Raw genomic sequence first — 16,919 nt, 5'->3', positions numbered from 1 at the left:
GGGACTAGCGCCGCTTGCGCAGCAGCCAGGCCAGCACCAGCAGCGCCACCACCGCCAGCCCGACGCCGGCGTACTTCTTCAGGCGGTCGGCGCCGGCGAGTTCCAGCAGGTCGACGGGAGCGGGCTCGACGGTCTGGGAGGCGGTCTGGGCGGGGGCGGCGACGGCGTCCGGTCCCGCACTCTCGGCGGCCAGTTTGGCCTCCAGCGACTCGACGAACTGACCGAGCAGCTTCTCCGACACCTGTTGCAGCATTCCGCTGCCGAACTGCGCCAGCTTGCCGACGATCTTGAGGTCGGTGTCGACGGTGACGCGGGTGCGGTCCCCGTCCTCATGCAGTTGGGCGGTGACCGTGGCGGCCGCGTTGCCGGTGCCGCGCGCCTCCTTGCCCTTGCCGTCGATGACCGCGCGATGCTGGGCGCGGTCCTGCTCGACAAACCGCACCTTGCCGGTGAACTCGCTGGTGACGGGCCCGACCTTGATCTTCACCTTGCCGACGTAGTCGTCACCCTCGTGGCCGACCAGCTGTGCGCCCGGCATCAGCGGGATCACCTGCTCCAGGTCGCACAGCACGTCCCAGGCCTGCTCGACGGGTGCGCTGACGCTGAACTGGTTGGCGATCTTCATCGTTCGAATCCCTTCAGGTGCGGCTGTATTCGGCGAACGCATCGCGGATCAGCGTCCGGTCGTCGGGCGTCTTGGCCAACGCAGCAAGACTCGCGACGGCGGCCGGGTCGACCAGGTCCGCGACCCCGAGCGACACCAGGGCGGCGACCCAGTCGATGGCCTCGGCGACGCCGGGCGGTTTGTCCAGGTCGAGATCGCGTGCGCTGCTGACGAATTGGGTGGCATGCTCGATCAGCGGCGCGGTGGCCCCCGGCACCGTCCGGCGCACGATCGCGGCCGCCCGGGCCGGCTCCGGGTAGTCGATCCAGTGGTACAGGCAGCGGCGCCGCAGCGCGTCGTGCAGGTCGCGGCTGCGGTTGGACGTCAGCACGGCGATCGGCGGGCGCTCGGCGACGAAGGTGCCGAGCTCCGGCACGGTGACCGCGGACTCGCCGAGAAACTCCAGCAGCAGCGCCTCGAATTCGTCGTCGGCCCGGTCGATTTCGTCGATCAGCAGCACCGGCGGCGTGGGCCCGCGGTGCCGCACGCACTGCAGGATCGGCCGGTCCACCAGGTACGACTCGGTGTAGAGGTCCGCCTCGTCGATGGCCGCGCCACGCGCCTCGGCCAGCCGTATCGACAGCAGCTGCCGTTGGTAGTTCCAGTCGTAGAGCGCTTCGCCGGCCGTCAGCCCCTCATAGCACTGCAGCCGCACCAGCGTGGTGTCCAGCACCGCCGCAAGGACTTTCGCCGCCGTCGTCTTGCCGACCCCGGGTTCGCCCTCCAGCAGCAGCGGCCGGCCGAGGGCCACCGCGAGGTAGATGGCCGACGCGGTCCCGGTGTCCAGCAGGTAGTCCTGCGCGTCGAAGCGGCGCACCACGTCGTTGGGATCCGTGAACATCACGGCACCGATTCCAGCAGCCGGCGGTAGTCGTCCCAGGTGTCCACGTCCAGGGGCACCGGGCCGTCCACGGGCAATTCGCGCACGGCATACCGCCCCGATTCGATGAGCTTCCAGACGCCCTTGTCGCCGTGCAGTCCCGCGAGATCGCCGAATACGCTGCGGCCGAACCAGAATGGATGGCCGATGCCGTCGGTGTAGCGGCACACCACCACGGCGGCGGGCGGTGCCTGCGCGATCAGCGTTCGCACGATCGCGGGATCCAGACGCGGCTGGTCGCCGAGCATGAGCACGATGCCGGCGGCCCGCGGGTCCACCCGCCGCAGCGCCACCCGCAGCGACGCCGAACAGCCGGTGCCGAAATCGGGGACGGTCACCACGTCGGCGCCGGCCAGCTGCACGGTTTCGCGGACCACCTCGGCGGCGCCCCCGAGGGTGACGATCAGCTGGTCGAAGCCGGCCTCGCGCGCCGCGCCGAGGCTGGCACCCAGCAAGGTCGTATCACCGTAGGGCAGCAGCTGTTTGGGCGTGCCCAGCCGTCGAGAAGCCCCGGCCGCGAGCAGGACGCCGGTGACCCGGGTCATCCCGTGAACGCCGTCCGGCAGCCCGCGCAGCAGAACCAGTAGTCCGTACCGGCGCGGTGCAGGTGTTCGGTGCCGGGTCCGACCGGCACGGTCATGCCGCACACCGGGTCGACGGCCTGCTGAGCAGCGGGCGCCGCAACGGCCCGGGCCAGGTTGCCCTCCCGCAGGGCCGCGATCAGCTCCGCGCCGATCGACACCGCGATCTCCGCGGGGGTCTTGGCGCCGATGGGCAGGCCGACCGGGGTGTGGACGCGGGAACGCTCGGCGTCGGAGAGCTCGAGTTCGTTCAGGATCGACGCGCCGCGCACCTTGCTGGCCACCAGCCCAATGTAGCCGACGCCGTTATCCAGTGCGGCGCGGATCATTTCGGCTTCCGGCCCGCCGTGGCTGGCGATCACCACGGCGTCGGTGTCGGCCAGATCCGTCTCCCGCCGCACGTCGTAGCCGAGCACCTCGCACAGCGCGAACAGCGCGTCGGCGATCGGGGTGGCCCCGTCCACGCGGATCAGCGGGGCCGGCAGCTGCGGCGTCAGGAAGATCTCCAGCGAGCCGCCGGACAAGCACGGGTTGACCACCACGCAGGCGCCCGGCGCCTCCGGGAAGTGCACGTCGCCGTCGGGAAGCACGCGCAGCAGCACGCTTTCGCCGGCCTGCAGCACGCCCAGCGCCGCCTTGCGGACGGAGTTCTGCGCGCACTGACCACCGACGAAGCCCTCGATGGTGCCGTCCGCCAACAGGATCGCCTCGTCGCCGGCCGTCGCCGAGGTGGGCTGCTGGGCGCGCACCACCGTCGCGTGCACGAACGGTGTCCGTGCCGCCAACAGCTGCTGGGCGCGTTCGCTGATGCGGGTCAAATCGGCGGCCTCGCCCTGCCCTGCATGGCCTCCCACACCCGCGACGGCGTGAGCGGCATATCCGCGTGCCGAACACCGTACGGCGCCAACGCATCCACCACCGCGTTCACCACCGCGGGCGGCGAGCCGACGGTCGCCGATTCGCCGATGCCCTTGGCGCCGATCGGGTGGTGCGGTGACGGTGTCACCGTGAAGCCGGTCTCCAGGTGCGGCACCTCGAGCGCGGTCGGGATCAGGTAGTCCATGAGCGAGCCGCCCAGGCAGTTGCCGTCCTCGTCGAAGGCGATCATCTCCATCAGCGCCATGCCGATGCCGTCGACGATGCCGCCGTGTACCTGGCCCTCGATGATCATCGGGTTGATGCGGGTGCCGCAGTCGTCGACGGCCAAAAACCGCCGCACCTTGACCACGCCGGTGCCCGGATCCACGTCGACCACGCAGAAGTACGCGCCGTACGGATACGTCAGATTCGATGGGTTGTAGCAGATCTGGGCATCCAGCCCGCCCTCGATGCCGTCGGGCAGGTCGCCGGCGCCGTGCGCGCGCATCGCGATGTCCTGAATCGTCACCGCCGCTGACGGGTCACCCTTGACGTGGAATGTGCCCTTCTCCCAGTCGAGGTCGGCCACCGACACTTCCAGCATTCCCGACGCGATGATCTTGGCCTTGTCGCGGACCTTGCGCGCCACCAGGGCCGCGGCCGCACCCGACACCGGCGTGGACCGGCTGCCGTAGGTGCCCAACCCGAACGGCGTCTGGTCGGTGTCGCCGTGCACGACGTCGATGTCGTCGGGCGGGATGCCCAACTCCTCGGCGACGATCTGGGCGAACGTCGTCTCGTGGCCCTGGCCCTGGGTCTGCACCGAAAGCCGCACCACCGCTTTGCCGGTCGGGTGCACGCGCAGCTCACAGCCGTCGGCCATGCCGAGGCCGAGGATGTCCATATCCTTGCGCGGCCCGGCGCCGACGGCCTCGGTGAAGAAGGCCATGCCGATGCCCATCAGTTCGCCGCGCGCCCGCCGCTCCTGCTGCTCGGCGCGCAGCGCGTCGTAGCCGATCATGTCCATGGCCTTGCGCATGGTGGTCTCGTAGTCGCCCGAGTCGTATTCCCAGCCCGTCTTGCTGCGGTACGGAAACTGCTCCGGCTTCAACAGGTTTCGCAGCCGCAGCTCGGCGGGGTCCATCTTCAGGTCGAACGCCAGGCAGTCCACCAGCCGCTCCACGAAGTACACGGCCTCGGTGATGCGGAACGAACACGCGTACGCCACGCCGCCGGGCGCCTTGTTGGTGTACACGGCGGTCATGTGGCAGTAGGCGGCCTCGAGGTCGTAGCTGCCGGTGAACACGCCGAAGAACCCGGCCGGGTATTTCACCGGCGCTGCGGTGCCGTTGAAGGCGCCGTGGTCGGCCAGCACGTTGGACCGGATCGCCAGGATCTTGCCGTCGTTGGTGGCCGCGATCTCGCCGACCATGATGTAGTCCCGCGCGAAACCCGTCGACGTCAGGTTCTCGCTGCGGTCCTCCATCCATTTGACCGGCCGGCCCAGCAGCAGCGAGCCGACGATCGCGCAGACGTAGCCCGGGTAGATCGGCACCTTGTTGCCGAAGCCGCCGCCGATGTCCGGGGAGATCACCTGGATCTTGTGCTCCGGCAGCCCGGCGACCAGCGCGTACAGGGTGCGGTGCGCGTGCGGCGCCTGGGTGGTGGACCACAGCGTCAGTTTGCCCGTGACCGGATCCAGATCGGCGACGGCGCCGCAGGTTTCCATCGGCGCCGGGTGCACGCGCGGGTAGACGATCTCCTGGGAGACCACCACGTCGGCCTTCGCGAACGCCGCGTCGGTGGCGGCCGCGTCGCCGGTCTCCCAGTCGAAGCAGTGGTTGTCGGTCTTGCCTTCGAGGTCGGTGCGGATCACCGCCGCCGACGGATCCAGCGCCTTGCGCACGTCGATGACGGGGTCCAGCGGGTCGTAGTCGACGTCGATCAGCTCCAGCGCGTCGCGCGCCGAATACCGGTCCTCGGCCACGACGAACGCGACCTCCTGGCCCTGGAAACGCACCTTGTCGGTGGCCAGCACGGCCTGCACGTCGTTGGACAGCGTCGGCATCCAGGCCAGGCCCTTGCCGGCCAGGTCGGCGCCGGTCACCACGGCCTTGACCTTCGGGTGGGCCAGTGCGGCGGTCACGTCGATGCCGGCGATGCGCGCGTGCGCGTACGGCGATCGCAGGATCGCCAGGTGCAGCATGCCCGGCAGGACGACGTCGTCGACGTAGCGGCCCCGGCCGCGGATGAACCGCGGGTCCTCCTTGCGCAGCATCCGGCCGTAACCGCAAGGCTTTTGGTCGTTGTCGGCGAGGTCTTCGTCCGAAGGCGGCCGCGAAATGGTGGTCATGGCGTCGGCACCTCCGCCTGCGCGTGCTTCGCGGCCCACTGGATGGAACGCACGATGGTCGTGTATCCGGTGCAGCGGCAGATCTGCCCGGAGATCGCCTCCCGGATGGTGTCCTCGTCGGGATCGGGGTCGCGGTCGAGCAGCGCGCGGGCGGTGATCATCATGCCCGGTGTGCAGAAGCCGCATTGCAGGCCGTGGCAGCGCATGAACCCTTCCTGGATCGGGTCGAGCGCGCCGTCCGGCCCCGCAAGTCCTTCGACGGTTCGCACGCTGTGCCCGGACGCCATGACGGCCAGCATCGTGCAGGACTTCACCGGCACGCCGTCGACGTCGACGACGCAGGTCCCGCAGTTGCTGGTATCGCAGCCCCAGTGAGTTCCGGTGAGCCGCAACTGGTCCCGCAGGAAGTGCACCAGCAGCATCCGCGGTTCGACGTCGGCGCTCACCGGTTCACCGTTGACGGTCATGTTCACCTGCATCGTCAGTTGCTCCTTTGGTCGCGCACGCGCTGAGCCGAGCTGCGCAGCGTTCGAATGGTCAGTTCGGAGGCGAGGTGCCGCTTGTATTCGGCGGTGCCGCGGATGTCGTCGGCCGGGTCGCAGGCCTGTGCGGCGAGCCGGCCCGCCTCGGCGAAGGTCTCCTCGGTGGCGGGTCGGCCGACGAGCGCGGCGGCGAGCCCGGCCAGCGCCTCGCGGTCGGGATTCACCGCCGTCAGGCCCACGCGGGCGGCGACGATGTCGTCACCGTCCAGCGTCAGCGCCGACCCGGCCGCCGTAACGGCCCAGTCGCCCACCCGCCGCTCGACTTTCGCGTACGCGCTGGAGGTGTTCAGCCGCACCGGGATCCGGACCTCGATCAGCAGCTCGTTGTAGGCGAGCGTGGTCTCATACGGTCCGGCCAGGAAGTCGTCGATGCCGATCTCGCGCTCGCCCGACGGTCCGCGCGCCAGGCAGACCGCGTCCAGCACGGCGCACACCGTCGACAGGTCCTCGGCCGGATCCGCCTGGCACAGCGAACCGCCCAGGGTGCCGCGGTTGCGGACCACCGGGTCGGCGATCACCCGCTCGGCGTCGCGGAAGATCGGGCACACCGCGGCCAGAGTGTCGGACTCCAGCAGCTCGCGGTGCCGCGTCATGGCGCCGATGCGCACCAGCGTCGGGTCGGTGATCACGTATCCCAGCTCGGGCGCCAGGTCGTTGATGTCGACGAGGTACTCGGGGTTGGCGATGCGCAGCTTCATCATCGGCAGCAGGCTGTGTCCGCCGGCGACCACCCGCGCGCCGTCACCCAGCCGATCCAGCAGTCCGACCGCGTGGTCGACGCTGGTCGCGCGTTCGTATTCGAAGGGCCCTGGAACTTGCATGGGGGTCAGTGTCAGCCCACCCCACCAGGGGGTCAATGGCGAGTTAAGTGATCGTTTAACTCACTCTCTAGCTGCGCGTCCGGGCGGTCATGGTGGATTCGTCCGACGATTTCGGCCAGCCGGCGGCCGCCGCCGCCCCAGCGCCGGGCGATGACGTCGGCCGCGATCGACACCGCCGTCTCCTCCGGGGTCCGGGCGCCGAGATCCAGCCCGATGGGGCTGGACAGCCGGCTCAGCTCGGCGTCGGTGAGGCCGGCCGCGCGCAGCCGCTCCAACCGGTCGTCGTGCGTGCGGCGCGAGCCCATCGCCCCCACGTACCCGACGTCGGGCAGGCGCAGCGCCACCGCGAGCACCGGGACGTCGAACTTGGGGTCGTGGGTGAGCACGCAGATCACGGTGTGCCTGTCGATCGCGCCCGCCTCGGCCTGGGCGGCGAGATAGCGGTGCGGCCAGTCGACGACGACGTTCTCGGCCGTGGGAAAGCGCGACGCGGTGGCGAACACGGGCCGGGCGTCGCAGACGGTCACCCGGTAACCGAGGAACGATCCCTGCTGCGCCAGGGCTGCGGCGAAGTCGATCGCGCCGAAGACCAGCATCCGCGGCCGCGGCGCGTAACTGGCAACGAAGACCTCCATGCCCTCGCCGAGCCGCTGCCCGTCGGGCCCGTACTCGAGGACCTCGCTGCGGCCCAGGGCGAGCAGGCCGCGCGCGTCGTCGGCGACGGCGGCATCGGCGCGCGCCGACCCCAGCGATCCCGCCGACGTTTCCGGGCGCACGACGAGGTGGCGGCCGACTCGGGACGCATCCGGATGGGCGATGACGGTCGCGACCGCGACCGCGTTGTGTTCGGCGATGTCGTCGGCCACCGCGGCGAGTTCGGGGAAGGTGGCCTGGGAGATGGGTTCGACGAACACGTCGATGATTCCGCCGCAGGTCAGACCGACGGCGAAGGCGTCATCCTCGCTGACGCCGAAACGTTCCAGCCGCGCGTTGCCCGTCCGGGCCACCTCGGCCGCGAGTTCGTAGACCGCGCCCTCGACGCAGCCGCCGGACACCGAGCCGCTGACCGAGCCGTCGGGAGCCACCACCATCGAGGCGCCGGCCTGCCGCGGCGCCGACCGGAAAGTCCGCACCACCGTGCCCACGCCGACGGAGTCACCGGCGCTCCAGACGGAGATCAGCTTGGCAAGCACGTCCCGCATGCTTTTAAAAGTAGGCTCCAGGACATGACTCCGGCTCAACTTCGGGCCTTTTCGGCGGTGGTCCGGTTGGGTTCGGTACGGGCCGCCGCAGCCGAGCTCGGGCTTTCCGATGCCGGAGTCTCGATGCACGTCGCGGCGCTGCGCAAGGAACTCGACGACCCGCTATTCACCCGGACGGGTGCGGGGCTGGCGTTCACCCCCGGCGGTCTGCGGCTGGCCAGCCGCGCGGTCGAAATCCTGGGCCTGCAACAGCAAACCGCGATCGAGGTCACCGAGGCCGCGCACGGGCGTCGGCTGCTGCGGATCGCGGCGTCGTCGACGTTCGCCGAGCACGCGGCGCCGGGGCTGATCGAGCTGTTCTCGTCGCGGGCCGACGACCTGTCGGTCGAGCTGAGCGTGCATCCGACGAGCCAGTTCCGCGACCTGATCGCGTCGCGGGCCGTGGACATCGCGATCGGGCCGGGCAGCGAGAGTGCCTGTGATAGCTCGCTGTTCGTGCGGCCCTTTCTGAAGTATCAGATCATCACCGTCGTCGCACCGAACAGCCCACTCGCCGTTGGTGTTCCGACGCCCGCGCTGTTGCGCGCCCAGCAGTGGATGCTCGGGCCGTCGGCGGGCAGTGTGGACGGCGAGATCGCAAGCATGTTGCGCGGGTTGGCAATTCCGGAGTCCCAGCAGCGGATCTTCCAGAGCGACGCCGCCGCTCTGGAGGAGATCCGGCGCGTCGGCGGCGCCACGCTGACGATCGGTTTCGCCGTCGCGAAGGACCTCGCCGCCGGCCGGCTGACGCACCTGAACGGTCCCGGGCTGGACCGGTCCGGCGAATGGTGTGTGTCGACGCTGCCGCCGTCGGCGCGTCAACCCGCGGTGTCGGAGTTGGTTCGCTTCATCACCACGCCGAGGTGCATTCAGGCGATGATCCGCGGCAGCGGGGTCGGCGTGACGAGATTCCGCCCGAAGGTTCACGTGACGCTGTGGAGTTAGCTATACGCTTTGGGACATGAGCGTCTACAAGGTGATCGACATCATCGGGACCAGCCCCACCTCCTGGGAGCAGGCCGCGGCCGAGGCGGTGCAGCGGGCGCGGGAAAGCGTGGACGACATCCGCGTGGCCCGCGTCATCGAGCAGGACATGTCGGTCGACAGCGCCGGCAAGATCACCTTCCGCATCAAGCTGGAGGTTTCGTTCAAGATGCGGCCGGCGCGGCCGAGCTGACGCGTCTTTGAGGCTGTTGACTTTGCGTCCACTGCGCAAGTACGAGTAGGTAGCGCGCTCACCGCAGAATCAACGCCGGCCAGCGAGCACAGATCACCACGCGCGGGTGAGATCCCCGTGCTGCCGGATCCACGCGTGCATCGCGATCCCGGCCGCGACGCCGGCGTTGATGCTGCGCGTCGAGCCGAACTGGGCGATCGACACGGTGATCGCCGCATCCGCGCGGGCGCCGTCGGTGATACCGGGCCCTTCCTGGCCGAAGACCAGCAGACACCGCAACGGCAAAGCGGTCTCCTCGAGCCGCACAGAACCCGGGACGTTGTCCACGGCGACGACGGTCAGCCCGGCGCCGGCGGCAAACGCCATGAGTTCTGTCGTGCTGTCGTGGTGGCACAACCGCTGGTAGCGGTCGGTCACCATGGCGCCGCGGCGATTCCACCGGCGGCGGCCGACGATGTGCACGGTGTCGACGGCGAACGCGTTGGCGGTACGCACCACCGAGCCGATGTTGGCGTCATGCCCGAAGTTCTCGATCGCCACATGCAGGGCATGCCGGCGGCTGTCGATGTCGGCGATGATCGCTTCGCGGGTCCAGTACCGGTAGGCGTCGACGACGTTGCGAGTGTCGCCGTCGGCCAACAGAACTGGGTCATACCGCGGATCGTCGGGCGGCGCACCGACCCAGGGCCCGACGCCGGGGGACGTGCCCCACTCCGTGGGTCCGGGCTCACTCACCGCTGCGTCCACACCCCGGCGTGGGTGCCAACGATCGCCACGGTCGCGTACAGCAGCGCCTGGTTGATCTCACCCTGGGTACACAGCGAGGCATTCAACTGCACCGAGTTCAGCGACGCGTCGGGCAGCACCAGCAGCGACGACCCGTACACGGCGCAGGCCGGGCTGCCTTCCCGGCCGGGCAGCGTCGGCGCGGCCAGCAGCATGAGCGGACCGCCGCGCTTGGCCGAGTCGTCGCTGTACCGCGCCGCGACGGCGGAGGCCTGAAGACCCAGCAGCATGTAGCCGCCGCCGTTGAACGCGGCCGCATCGCCGAGCTGCGACTGCTTCACCGGCGTGCCGTTGGCGCGCCAGGCCGACAGGCTCACCGTCTTGACCACCAGGCCGGTGTCGTTCTCGTTCGTCGGCAACAATCCCACCGGAAACGCCGCCGGATAGGCGGCCGACGTCCCCGATATCCGGTCGCGCGGCGAGTAGACGTATATCCCGCGCACCTGGCTGCGGTCCTTCAGCGGACCCAGGCAGACCGTGCCGGTGAGCCGTCCCGACGGCGCCGACAACGGCGCCGGGATGTCGTGCGCGTTGCCGGCCGCTTGGATGGCCGCGTCGCAACTGCCCAGGCCGTTGGACTCCATCGGATGCGCCAGCGCGCCGTACAGGCCGAACCGGATGTCCTCGGGTTTGGCGTGCGCTCCCTTGGGGTCCGTCGGCGACGCGTCGACGTTGACCAGCACGTAGTCGTCGTTCCAGCGCAGGTTGGAGACCGACATGTTCCAGCCGAGCAGGGCCAGCGATTCGCCGAACCGGGCGGCCAGCGCGCCGTAGGGACGGTCCTCATGGTTCGACTGCGAGCAGCCCGTCAGGGATACCGCCAGGCAGGCCACCACCGCAATCAACGAACGCACCGGCAGCGGCCTAGCCCAACCCCAGATCGGCCAGTCCGAGCACGCTCCGGTACGGCACACCCTCGGCCTCGATGGCCTGCGCCGCGCCGGTGGCCCGGTCCACCACGGTGGCCACGCCGATGACCTCGCCGCCGGCCTCCCGGACGGCGCGCACGGCGGTCAGCGCCGAACCGCCCGTCGTACTGGTGTCCTCGACCACCAGCACGCGCTGCCCCGCAACCTCGGAACCCTCGATAAGGCGATGCAGGCCATGGGTTTTCACGGACTTGCGCACCACGAACGCGTCGATCGGGCGGCCCGGGGCGTGCATCATCGCCGTGGCCACCGGGTCGGCGCCCAGGGTGAGGCCACCGACGACGGCGTAGTCCCAGTCCGCGGTGAGCTCGCGCATCAGCCGGCCGATCAGCGCGGCGGCCCGGTGCTGCAGGGTGGCGCGCCGCAGGTCGACGTAGTAGTCGGCTTCCTTGCCCGACGACAGCGTGACCCGTCCGTGGACCACCGAGAGCCGCCGCACCAGCTCCGCCAGCTCGTCCCGCTCAGGTACGCCCACGACCACCGCCGATCCGTTTAGTCGCAACTCGCAACAGGTTTCGCGGGATCAGGCGCCCCGCGGTGACGATCGCCTTGTACTGAACGCTCGGGATGATGACCACCCGGCCGCGGGCGATGTCGGCCAGGCTCTCGCCGACCACGTCGTCGACCTCCAGCCACATGAACGACGGCACCTTGGGCGCGTCGATCCCGGCGCGCTCGTGAAACTCCGTGTGCACGAACCCCGGACACACCGCGTGCACGCTGACGCCGGTGCCCGCCAAGCCGCCGGCCAGGCCCTCGGTGAACGAAATCACCCACGCCTTGGACGCCGAATAGGTGGATCCGCGGCCGGCCACCAGGCCGGCGACGCTGGCGATGTTGATCACGGTGCCCGCTCCGGCGTCCAGCATCGCCGGCAGCGCGGCCCGGGTCAGATGCATCACCGCGGTGACGTTGACGTCGAGCTGCCGCTGCAGCAGGGCGGGATCCGCCGTCCAGAACTCGCCGGACGTGCCGAAGCCGGCGTTGTTGACCAGCACCCGGACTCCACCGGCCGAGGCGAGCCGCGCGGCAACCTTGTCGCGGTCGGCGGCGTCGGCCAGGTCCGCGGGCAGCACCTCGATCTGCCCCGCACCCCCGGACGGACCCGCCAGCTCATCCGCCAACCGCTTCAGCCGGTCGACGTCGCGGGCGACCAGCACCAGGTCGTATCCGTCGCGCGCGTAGCGGCGCGCGTAGCCGGCGCCGATCCCGGACGTCGGCCCGGTGATCAACGCGACGGGACGAGGCATGAGCGACATAGTAATGACGGCGGCCCGGCCGGAGCCGAGGCCCCCCGCGCGCTATCAGCGCTGGTAGTTCGTGGCCTGGTGCTCGTTAGGCTGGTGCCTGGCGGCCTGGGTCTGACCCTCGTCGCGGCGCACCGGCTCGGGCCGTCGACCCGTCTCGGACAGCAACCCCGCCACGTCCGTACCGGAGCGTCGGGGCGGCAATTCCGCCCGCGCGGTCTGCGCCACCGGACGGCTGGGCGCGGAGCTGCGCACCGCCTGCTCCTCGGCGCTGTCCTGGGGCTGCGGCGGCAACACCCGCAGCAGGTCGTTGAACTGGCGCACCGTGCGCAGGCCCTCGTCCCACTGGGTGCGAGTGCTGGCGATCGGCATGCTGACCAGCGTCCAGTTCTGCTCGTTCCACATGATCTCGGCGCAGTCGGGCGCGGTGTGGGCGAACGTGACCATCCGCCGGTCGCAGGCCCGCCGCGCGGCGTCCAGGTTGGTGGAGTACACCATCCGCGGGCCGATCGCGCCCAGCAGCCAAATGTCGCTCTCCCGAGGCTCTTTGAGGCCCTTGAGCCGCAGGTCGACCACCACGTTGGTGCCGACCTTGCGGTGCAGCGCGATCACCGTCGCGACTTCCTCCAGGTCGAAGATGTACACCGCCTCGCCGCGGATCTGACCGAGCACGACGTTCTGCGCGACGACGTCGCCCACCGACGACATCACGCCGCGCTTCCAGCGCTTGAGGATGTCCGGCGACTCGCGCTCGTAGTCGAATCCGTGCGACCGCGCCCACGATTTGCGGCGCCTGCTGCGCGCGCGCCGCCGATCGTTGTCGACGTACAGCAATACCGCCGCACCGACGAAGCACAGTGCGGACAGCGTGAACCAAAGCGGAACCATCCCGCCTAGCGTATCTGCTGTGTGACCGGAACAGAGAATCCGACCAGGTCACAACCAAATTAAGGTTTGCTGGCGGTGGTCGAGGTTGACGAAAAGCCCGCCTGGCCGGGCAACCGCCGAGTAGCTTTTTGCATCAGCGTCCGATCCGGCGCGGTCACCCCATTCCGGAGGAATTCCATGTCCTTGCTGGTGGTACCCCACTCTCTGATTGAGGCTGCGGGCAACGCGGCGGCGATCCGTTCGGCGCTGGCGGAGGCCAACGCGGCCGCGGCGGCACCGACCAGCGGGGTGATCGCCGCGGCCGGGGATGAGGTGTCGGCGGCGATCGCCGCGCTGTTCGGCGATTACGGCCGGCAGTACCAGGCGCTGCAGGCCCAGGCGACGGCGTTTCACGACCAGTTCGTGCGGGCGCTGAGCGGCGCGGGTCAGGCGTACGCGGCCGCCGAGACGGCCAACGCCACACCGCTGCAGCTGGTGGAACAACTCGTCAACGCGCCCACCCAGACGCTGCTTGGGCGCCCGCTGATCGGCAACGGCTCCAACGGAACCGCGGCCAATCCCAACGGCGGCGCCGGCGGATTGCTGGTGGGCAACGGCGGCAACGGCTACTCGCAGACCACGGCCGGGCTGACCGGCGGCTCCGGGGGCGCGGCGGGGCTGTTCGGCACCGGCGGCTTCGGCGGATCCGGCGGCGCGGGCGCGGCCGGCGGCGCGGGCGGCAGCGGTGGCCTGCTGGCCGGCAACGGCGGCGTGGGCGGGGCGGGCGGGGCGGCCGTCGCGGCGGGTGCGGCCGGCGGCAACGGCGGGGCGGGCGGTCACGCCGGGTTGTTCGGCGTCGGCGGGACCGGCGGCGCCGGCGGAGCGGGCGCGACCGGCACCGCGGGAACCGCGGGCACCGCTCTCGCCCCCGACGGCGGGGCCGGCGGCACCGGCGGGGCGGGCGGCGCCGGCGGGATCGGCGGCGGGGGCGGATACCTGTCCGGCAGCGGCGGCGTCGGCGGCGCCGGCGGCGCCGGTGGCGTCGGCGGAGCCGGCGGCCTCGGCCACGACGGGCAGACCGGGGCGGTGCGCGGGGCCAATGGCACGGACGGTGGCAACGGCGGGCTCGGCGGCGACGGCGGGGCCGGCGGCGACGCCGGGGCCGGCGGCGCCAACGCCCTGGGACAGGCGGCCAACCGGGGCGTGGGCGGGGCCGGCGGGGCGGGCGGCGCCGGCGGCGCTCCCGGCAATGGCGGCAACGGGGCCAGCGGCGAGTCGGGCGTCCACTTCGGCATCGGCGGCCGGGGCGGCGACGGCGGTGATCCCGGCCTCGGCGGACACGGCGGCACCGGCGGCGCGGGCCTGACCCCGGGAGCGACGGGCGCGGCCGGTTTCAGCGCGCAGAGCGGCGGTAACGGCGGCGACGGCGGCACCGGCGCCGACGGCAGCACCCCCAGCGCCGACGGAGCCAGGGGTGGCGCCGGCGGCAACGGCGGAATGTACGGCAACGGCGGGGTCGGCGGCATCGGCGGCAATGGCGCCGACGGGTTGGCCGGCCGCACCGGACTCGACGGCAACGGCACCGACGGCGGCAGCGGCGGAAACGGCGGCGCCGGAGGCATCGGCGGCGACGGCGGGGCCAAAGGCGGCACCGGTGGGATCGGCGGCGCCGGCGGCCGTGCCGGCAACGGCGCCACCGGCGGCGACGGGCTCACCGGCACCAACGGCGGCACGGGAACCGGTGCGGCCGGAGTCGGTGGTGGCGGGGGCGACGGCGGGAACGCCGGCAGCGGCGGCAACGGCGGTAAAGGCGGGGACGGCGGCGTCGGCGGAACGGGCGTCGGCGGCCAGGCCGCCAGCGGTGTCGGCGGGCACGGCGGCGACGGCGCCAACGCGGGCGTTGCCGGCAACGGCGGCACCGGCGGCACCGGCGCGCCCGCCACCCCCACCTCGAGCACCGGCGGCAACGGGGGCAGCGGCGGCCGCGGCGGCGACTCGGGGGCCGCCGGGATCGGCGGGACGGGCGGTACCGGCTCGACCGACGGCGGCCACGGCAGCAACGGCATCACGTACACCGCCGGTCGCGGCGGCGACGGCGGCGCCGGCGGCAACGTGCAAGCCATCTCCGGCGCCGGCGGAAACGGCGGCAGCGGCGGCGACGGGGGCAACGGCGGCCTCGACGCCGCCGGCGGGGCCGGCGGAACCGGCGGCCGGGGCGGCAACCCGCCCACCGGCGGCCAGTCGAACGGCGCCGGAGGTAACGGCGGCCGAGGCGGAAACGGCGGTGCGGGGACAACCGGCGGCGACGGGGGGGCCGGCGGCTTCGCGTCGGGCGGCAACGGCAACTTCATCACCGGCGGCGACGGCGGCGACGGCGGCACGGGCGGCACGGGCACCGGCGGGGCCGGCGGCAAGGGCGGTGACGGCGGCGGAGGAGGCGCCGGCCGGGGCACCAGCTCCGGTGACGGCGGCGACGGCGGCGCGGGCGGCACCGGGATCGGCGGCAACGGCGGGAACGGCGGACACGGCGGCACCGCCGGCACTTCGCTGGGTAACAGCACCCTCGGCGCCGCGGGCGCGGGTGGCCAGGGCGGGGACAGCCTGGGCGGGACCGGTGGCAAGGGCGGCACCGGCGGAAACGGCGCCAGCACCATCACCGGCCCCGGCGGTACCGGCGGGACCGGCGGGACCGGGGGCGCAGGCGACGCCGGAGGCGGTCAGGGCGGCGGCGGCGGCAAGGGCGGCAGCGTCAGCATGGGCGCCGCGCCCGGCGGCGACGGCGGCACCGGCGGCGTCGGCGGGCACGGCAACGGCACCAGCGCCGGTGGCGTCGGCGGCACCGGCGGAGACGGCGGCAACGGCGGCACGGGCTCCGCCAGCGGCAACGGCGGCAACGGCGGCAAGGGCGGCACCGGCGGCAACGGAGGCAGCTCCGACCTCGGCGTCGGCGGCGACGGCGGCGCCGGCGGCGGGGGCGGGGTCGGCGGCTCCGGCAGCGGCAAGCCCGTCGGCCCAGGCGGCCCGGGCGGACCCGGCAACCCCCACCAGGGCAGCGCCGGCGGCCTCGGCGGCACCGGCGGCACCGCCGGCAAGGGCGGCGGGCAGCCGTGACGTACCAGGACTACCAGCTGTTGCGCGTCGCGACCGCGAACGGCGTGTGCCGGGCGACCATCGACCACCCACCCGTCAACCTGCTGGACATCCCGCTGCTGAGCGAGATCGACCGCCTCCTGGGCGAGGTCGCGGCCGACGACGACGTGCGAGTGCTGGTCGTCGACTCCGCCGATCCGGAGATCTTCGTCGTGCACGCGGACGTCTCGCTGCTGAGCTATTTGCCGGAGGGCGACGTCGGGCTGCACGAGGAGCTGTCCTTCTTTCACGCCATGACGGAGCGGATCCGGACGCTGCCGAAGGCCACCATCGCCGTCATCGAAGGCCTCTGCCGTGGCGGCGGCTGCGAGATGGTGATGGCGTTCGACATGCGCTACGCCGCGCTCGGCACCACGGTGCTGGGCCATCCGGAGGTCTCGGTGGGGATCGTGCCCGGTGGCGGCGGCACGCAGCGACTGCCGCGGCTGGTCGGCCGCTCGCGTGCCCTGGAGGTGATTCTCGGGTGCGCGGACGTCGACGCCGCGACCGCCGAGGCCTGGGGATACGTCAACCGTGCGCTGCCGGCCGAGCAGCTGCGGCCGTTCGTCGACAAGCTTTCCGCCCGCATCGCGGCCAGCCCGCTCAACGCGATCGCCGCCGCGAAGCGGGCCGTGGACGCCGCCGCCGGTGACCTGGTGACGGGCCTGCGCCTCGAGGATCAGCTGCTGCGCGAAACCGCCGGCCAGCCCGCCGCGCGCGCATTGCTGCGGGCGGTCAACGAGGCCGGCTTCCAGACGCGGGAGTTCGAGCTGCGCCCGCGTCATTAGAGCGTTCTATGTGCTTTGCCGAACCGCGACCCGCGGTCGCCTTCGTGTGATATTTC

At 72.0% G+C, this 16,919-nt stretch carries 17 protein-coding genes; 4 read left to right on the top strand and 13 right to left on the bottom strand.

What is annotated here, in order from left to right; genetic code table 11:
- Positions 1-4: 4 nt before the first annotated feature.
- The 8 genes from AC5Y5V_RS07645 to AC5Y5V_RS07610 are packed head-to-tail and all read right to left on the bottom strand — an operon-like array spanning position 5 to position 7,901.
- Positions 5-625, bottom strand: a complete 621-nt coding sequence (locus tag AC5Y5V_RS07645) for an SRPBCC family protein (protein WP_499932399.1) — start codon at positions 623-625, stop codon at positions 5-7.
- Positions 626-638: 13 nt separating this feature from the next.
- Complete coding sequence (locus tag AC5Y5V_RS07640; RefSeq protein WP_499932398.1) at positions 639-1,505, bottom strand: AAA family ATPase; 867 nt, start codon at positions 1,503-1,505, stop codon at positions 639-641.
- On the bottom strand, positions 1,505-2,089 hold the full coding sequence (locus tag AC5Y5V_RS07635) for a nucleotidyltransferase family protein (protein ID WP_499932396.1): 585 nt from the start codon (positions 2,087-2,089) through the stop codon (positions 1,505-1,507). The genes AC5Y5V_RS07640 and AC5Y5V_RS07635 overlap by 1 nt, the downstream gene beginning before the upstream one ends.
- Positions 2,086-2,934, bottom strand: coding sequence for an XdhC family protein (locus AC5Y5V_RS07630; RefSeq protein WP_499932496.1), 849 nt, complete (start codon positions 2,932-2,934; stop codon positions 2,086-2,088). The genes AC5Y5V_RS07635 and AC5Y5V_RS07630 overlap by 4 nt, the downstream gene beginning before the upstream one ends.
- Positions 2,935-2,939: 5 nt before the next feature.
- Positions 2,940-5,336, bottom strand: coding sequence for an aerobic carbon-monoxide dehydrogenase large subunit (locus AC5Y5V_RS07625; RefSeq protein WP_499932395.1), 2,397 nt, complete (start codon positions 5,334-5,336; stop codon positions 2,940-2,942).
- Complete coding sequence (locus AC5Y5V_RS07620; RefSeq protein WP_499932394.1) at positions 5,333-5,815, bottom strand: (2Fe-2S)-binding protein; 483 nt, start codon at positions 5,813-5,815, stop codon at positions 5,333-5,335. Before AC5Y5V_RS07620 ends, AC5Y5V_RS07625 begins: the two co-directional genes overlap by 4 nt.
- Positions 5,816-5,817: 2 nt before the next feature.
- Positions 5,818-6,699 carry an FAD binding domain-containing protein gene (locus AC5Y5V_RS07615; RefSeq protein WP_499932392.1) on the bottom strand — a complete coding sequence of 294 codons (882 nt, stop codon included), beginning with the start codon at positions 6,697-6,699 and terminating at the stop codon, positions 5,818-5,820.
- A 32-nt stretch (positions 6,700-6,731) separates the two neighbouring features.
- Positions 6,732-7,901: an XdhC family protein gene (locus AC5Y5V_RS07610; protein WP_499932390.1), complete on the bottom strand. Its 1,170-nt coding sequence runs from the start codon at positions 7,899-7,901 to the stop codon at positions 6,732-6,734.
- A gap of 24 nt (positions 7,902-7,925) precedes the next feature.
- Here AC5Y5V_RS07610 and AC5Y5V_RS07605 point away from each other — a divergent pair, with 24 nt between their 5' ends.
- Together AC5Y5V_RS07605 and secE2 are read left to right on the top strand one after the other, a co-directional pair.
- Complete coding sequence (locus AC5Y5V_RS07605) at positions 7,926-8,885, top strand: LysR family transcriptional regulator (protein WP_499932389.1); 960 nt, start codon at positions 7,926-7,928, stop codon at positions 8,883-8,885.
- Positions 8,886-8,901: 16 nt separating this feature from the next.
- Positions 8,902-9,117, top strand: a complete 216-nt coding sequence (gene secE2 / locus AC5Y5V_RS07600; protein ID WP_067229813.1) for a calcium dodecin — start codon at positions 8,902-8,904, stop codon at positions 9,115-9,117.
- 93 nt (positions 9,118-9,210) lie between these two features.
- Here secE2 and AC5Y5V_RS07595 read toward each other — a convergent pair whose 3' ends face one another.
- The 5 genes from AC5Y5V_RS07595 to ttfA are packed head-to-tail and all read right to left on the bottom strand — an operon-like array spanning position 9,211 to position 12,967.
- Positions 9,211-9,864: a TrmH family RNA methyltransferase gene (locus tag AC5Y5V_RS07595; RefSeq protein ID WP_499932386.1), complete on the bottom strand. Its 654-nt coding sequence runs from the start codon at positions 9,862-9,864 to the stop codon at positions 9,211-9,213.
- Positions 9,849-10,757 carry a hypothetical protein gene (locus tag AC5Y5V_RS07590; RefSeq protein WP_499932385.1) on the bottom strand — a complete coding sequence of 303 codons (909 nt, stop codon included), beginning with the start codon at positions 10,755-10,757 and terminating at the stop codon, positions 9,849-9,851. The genes AC5Y5V_RS07595 and AC5Y5V_RS07590 overlap by 16 nt, the downstream gene beginning before the upstream one ends.
- A 10-nt stretch (positions 10,758-10,767) precedes the next feature.
- Positions 10,768-11,307 (bottom strand): orotate phosphoribosyltransferase, encoded by a 540-nt coding sequence (gene pyrE / locus AC5Y5V_RS07585; RefSeq protein ID WP_499932384.1) that lies wholly within the window; start codon positions 11,305-11,307, stop codon positions 10,768-10,770.
- Positions 11,294-12,082, bottom strand: coding sequence for an SDR family NAD(P)-dependent oxidoreductase (locus AC5Y5V_RS07580; RefSeq protein WP_499932382.1), 789 nt, complete (start codon positions 12,080-12,082; stop codon positions 11,294-11,296). The genes pyrE and AC5Y5V_RS07580 overlap by 14 nt, the downstream gene beginning before the upstream one ends.
- 54 nt (positions 12,083-12,136) lie before the next feature.
- Positions 12,137-12,967: a trehalose monomycolate transport factor TtfA gene (gene ttfA / locus AC5Y5V_RS07575; protein WP_499932380.1), complete on the bottom strand. Its 831-nt coding sequence runs from the start codon at positions 12,965-12,967 to the stop codon at positions 12,137-12,139.
- Between the two features lie 177 nt (positions 12,968-13,144).
- Between ttfA and AC5Y5V_RS07570 the strand changes: the two genes are divergently transcribed.
- Both AC5Y5V_RS07570 and AC5Y5V_RS07565 read left to right on the top strand, forming a co-directional pair.
- A complete protein-coding gene (locus AC5Y5V_RS07570; protein WP_499932378.1) occupies positions 13,145-16,057 on the top strand; it encodes a PE family protein in 2,913 nt (970 codons plus the stop codon).
- Positions 16,054-16,863 carry an enoyl-CoA hydratase/isomerase family protein gene (locus tag AC5Y5V_RS07565; protein ID WP_499932376.1) on the top strand — a complete coding sequence of 270 codons (810 nt, stop codon included), beginning with the start codon at positions 16,054-16,056 and terminating at the stop codon, positions 16,861-16,863. Before AC5Y5V_RS07570 ends, AC5Y5V_RS07565 begins: the two co-directional genes overlap by 4 nt.
- Positions 16,864-16,919: the final 56 nt, after the last annotated feature.

This window comes from Mycobacterium sp. NGS68, assembly GCF_059812195.1.
This window is presented reverse-complemented; position numbering and strand designations above follow the sequence as displayed.

Excerpts from the sequence above, each read along its gene's own strand:
- ttfA (WP_499932380.1), bottom strand. The coding sequence starts at position 12,967 with ATGGTTCCGCTTTGGTTCACGCTGTCCGCACTGTGCTTCGTCGGTGCG.
- AC5Y5V_RS07645 (WP_499932399.1), bottom strand. The coding sequence starts at position 625 with ATGAAGATCGCCAACCAGTTCAGCGTCAGCGCACCCGTCGAGCAGGCC.
- AC5Y5V_RS07580 (WP_499932382.1), bottom strand. The coding sequence starts at position 12,082 with ATGCCTCGTCCCGTCGCGTTGATCACCGGGCCGACGTCCGGGATCGGC.
- AC5Y5V_RS07625 (WP_499932395.1), bottom strand. The coding sequence starts at position 5,336 with ATGACCACCATTTCGCGGCCGCCTTCGGACGAAGACCTCGCCGACAAC.
- AC5Y5V_RS07610 (WP_499932390.1), bottom strand. The coding sequence starts at position 7,901 with ATGCGGGACGTGCTTGCCAAGCTGATCTCCGTCTGGAGCGCCGGTGAC.
- AC5Y5V_RS07620 (WP_499932394.1), bottom strand. The coding sequence starts at position 5,815 with ATGCAGGTGAACATGACCGTCAACGGTGAACCGGTGAGCGCCGACGTC.
- AC5Y5V_RS07640 (WP_499932398.1), bottom strand. The coding sequence starts at position 1,505 with ATGTTCACGGATCCCAACGACGTGGTGCGCCGCTTCGACGCGCAGGAC.
- secE2 (WP_067229813.1), top strand. The coding sequence starts at position 8,902 with ATGAGCGTCTACAAGGTGATCGACATCATCGGGACCAGCCCCACCTCC.
- AC5Y5V_RS07570 (WP_499932378.1), top strand. The coding sequence starts at position 13,145 with ATGTCCTTGCTGGTGGTACCCCACTCTCTGATTGAGGCTGCGGGCAAC.
- AC5Y5V_RS07635 (WP_499932396.1), bottom strand. The coding sequence starts at position 2,089 with ATGACCCGGGTCACCGGCGTCCTGCTCGCGGCCGGGGCTTCTCGACGG.
- AC5Y5V_RS07605 (WP_499932389.1), top strand. The coding sequence starts at position 7,926 with ATGACTCCGGCTCAACTTCGGGCCTTTTCGGCGGTGGTCCGGTTGGGT.
- AC5Y5V_RS07615 (WP_499932392.1), bottom strand. The coding sequence starts at position 6,699 with ATGCAAGTTCCAGGGCCCTTCGAATACGAACGCGCGACCAGCGTCGAC.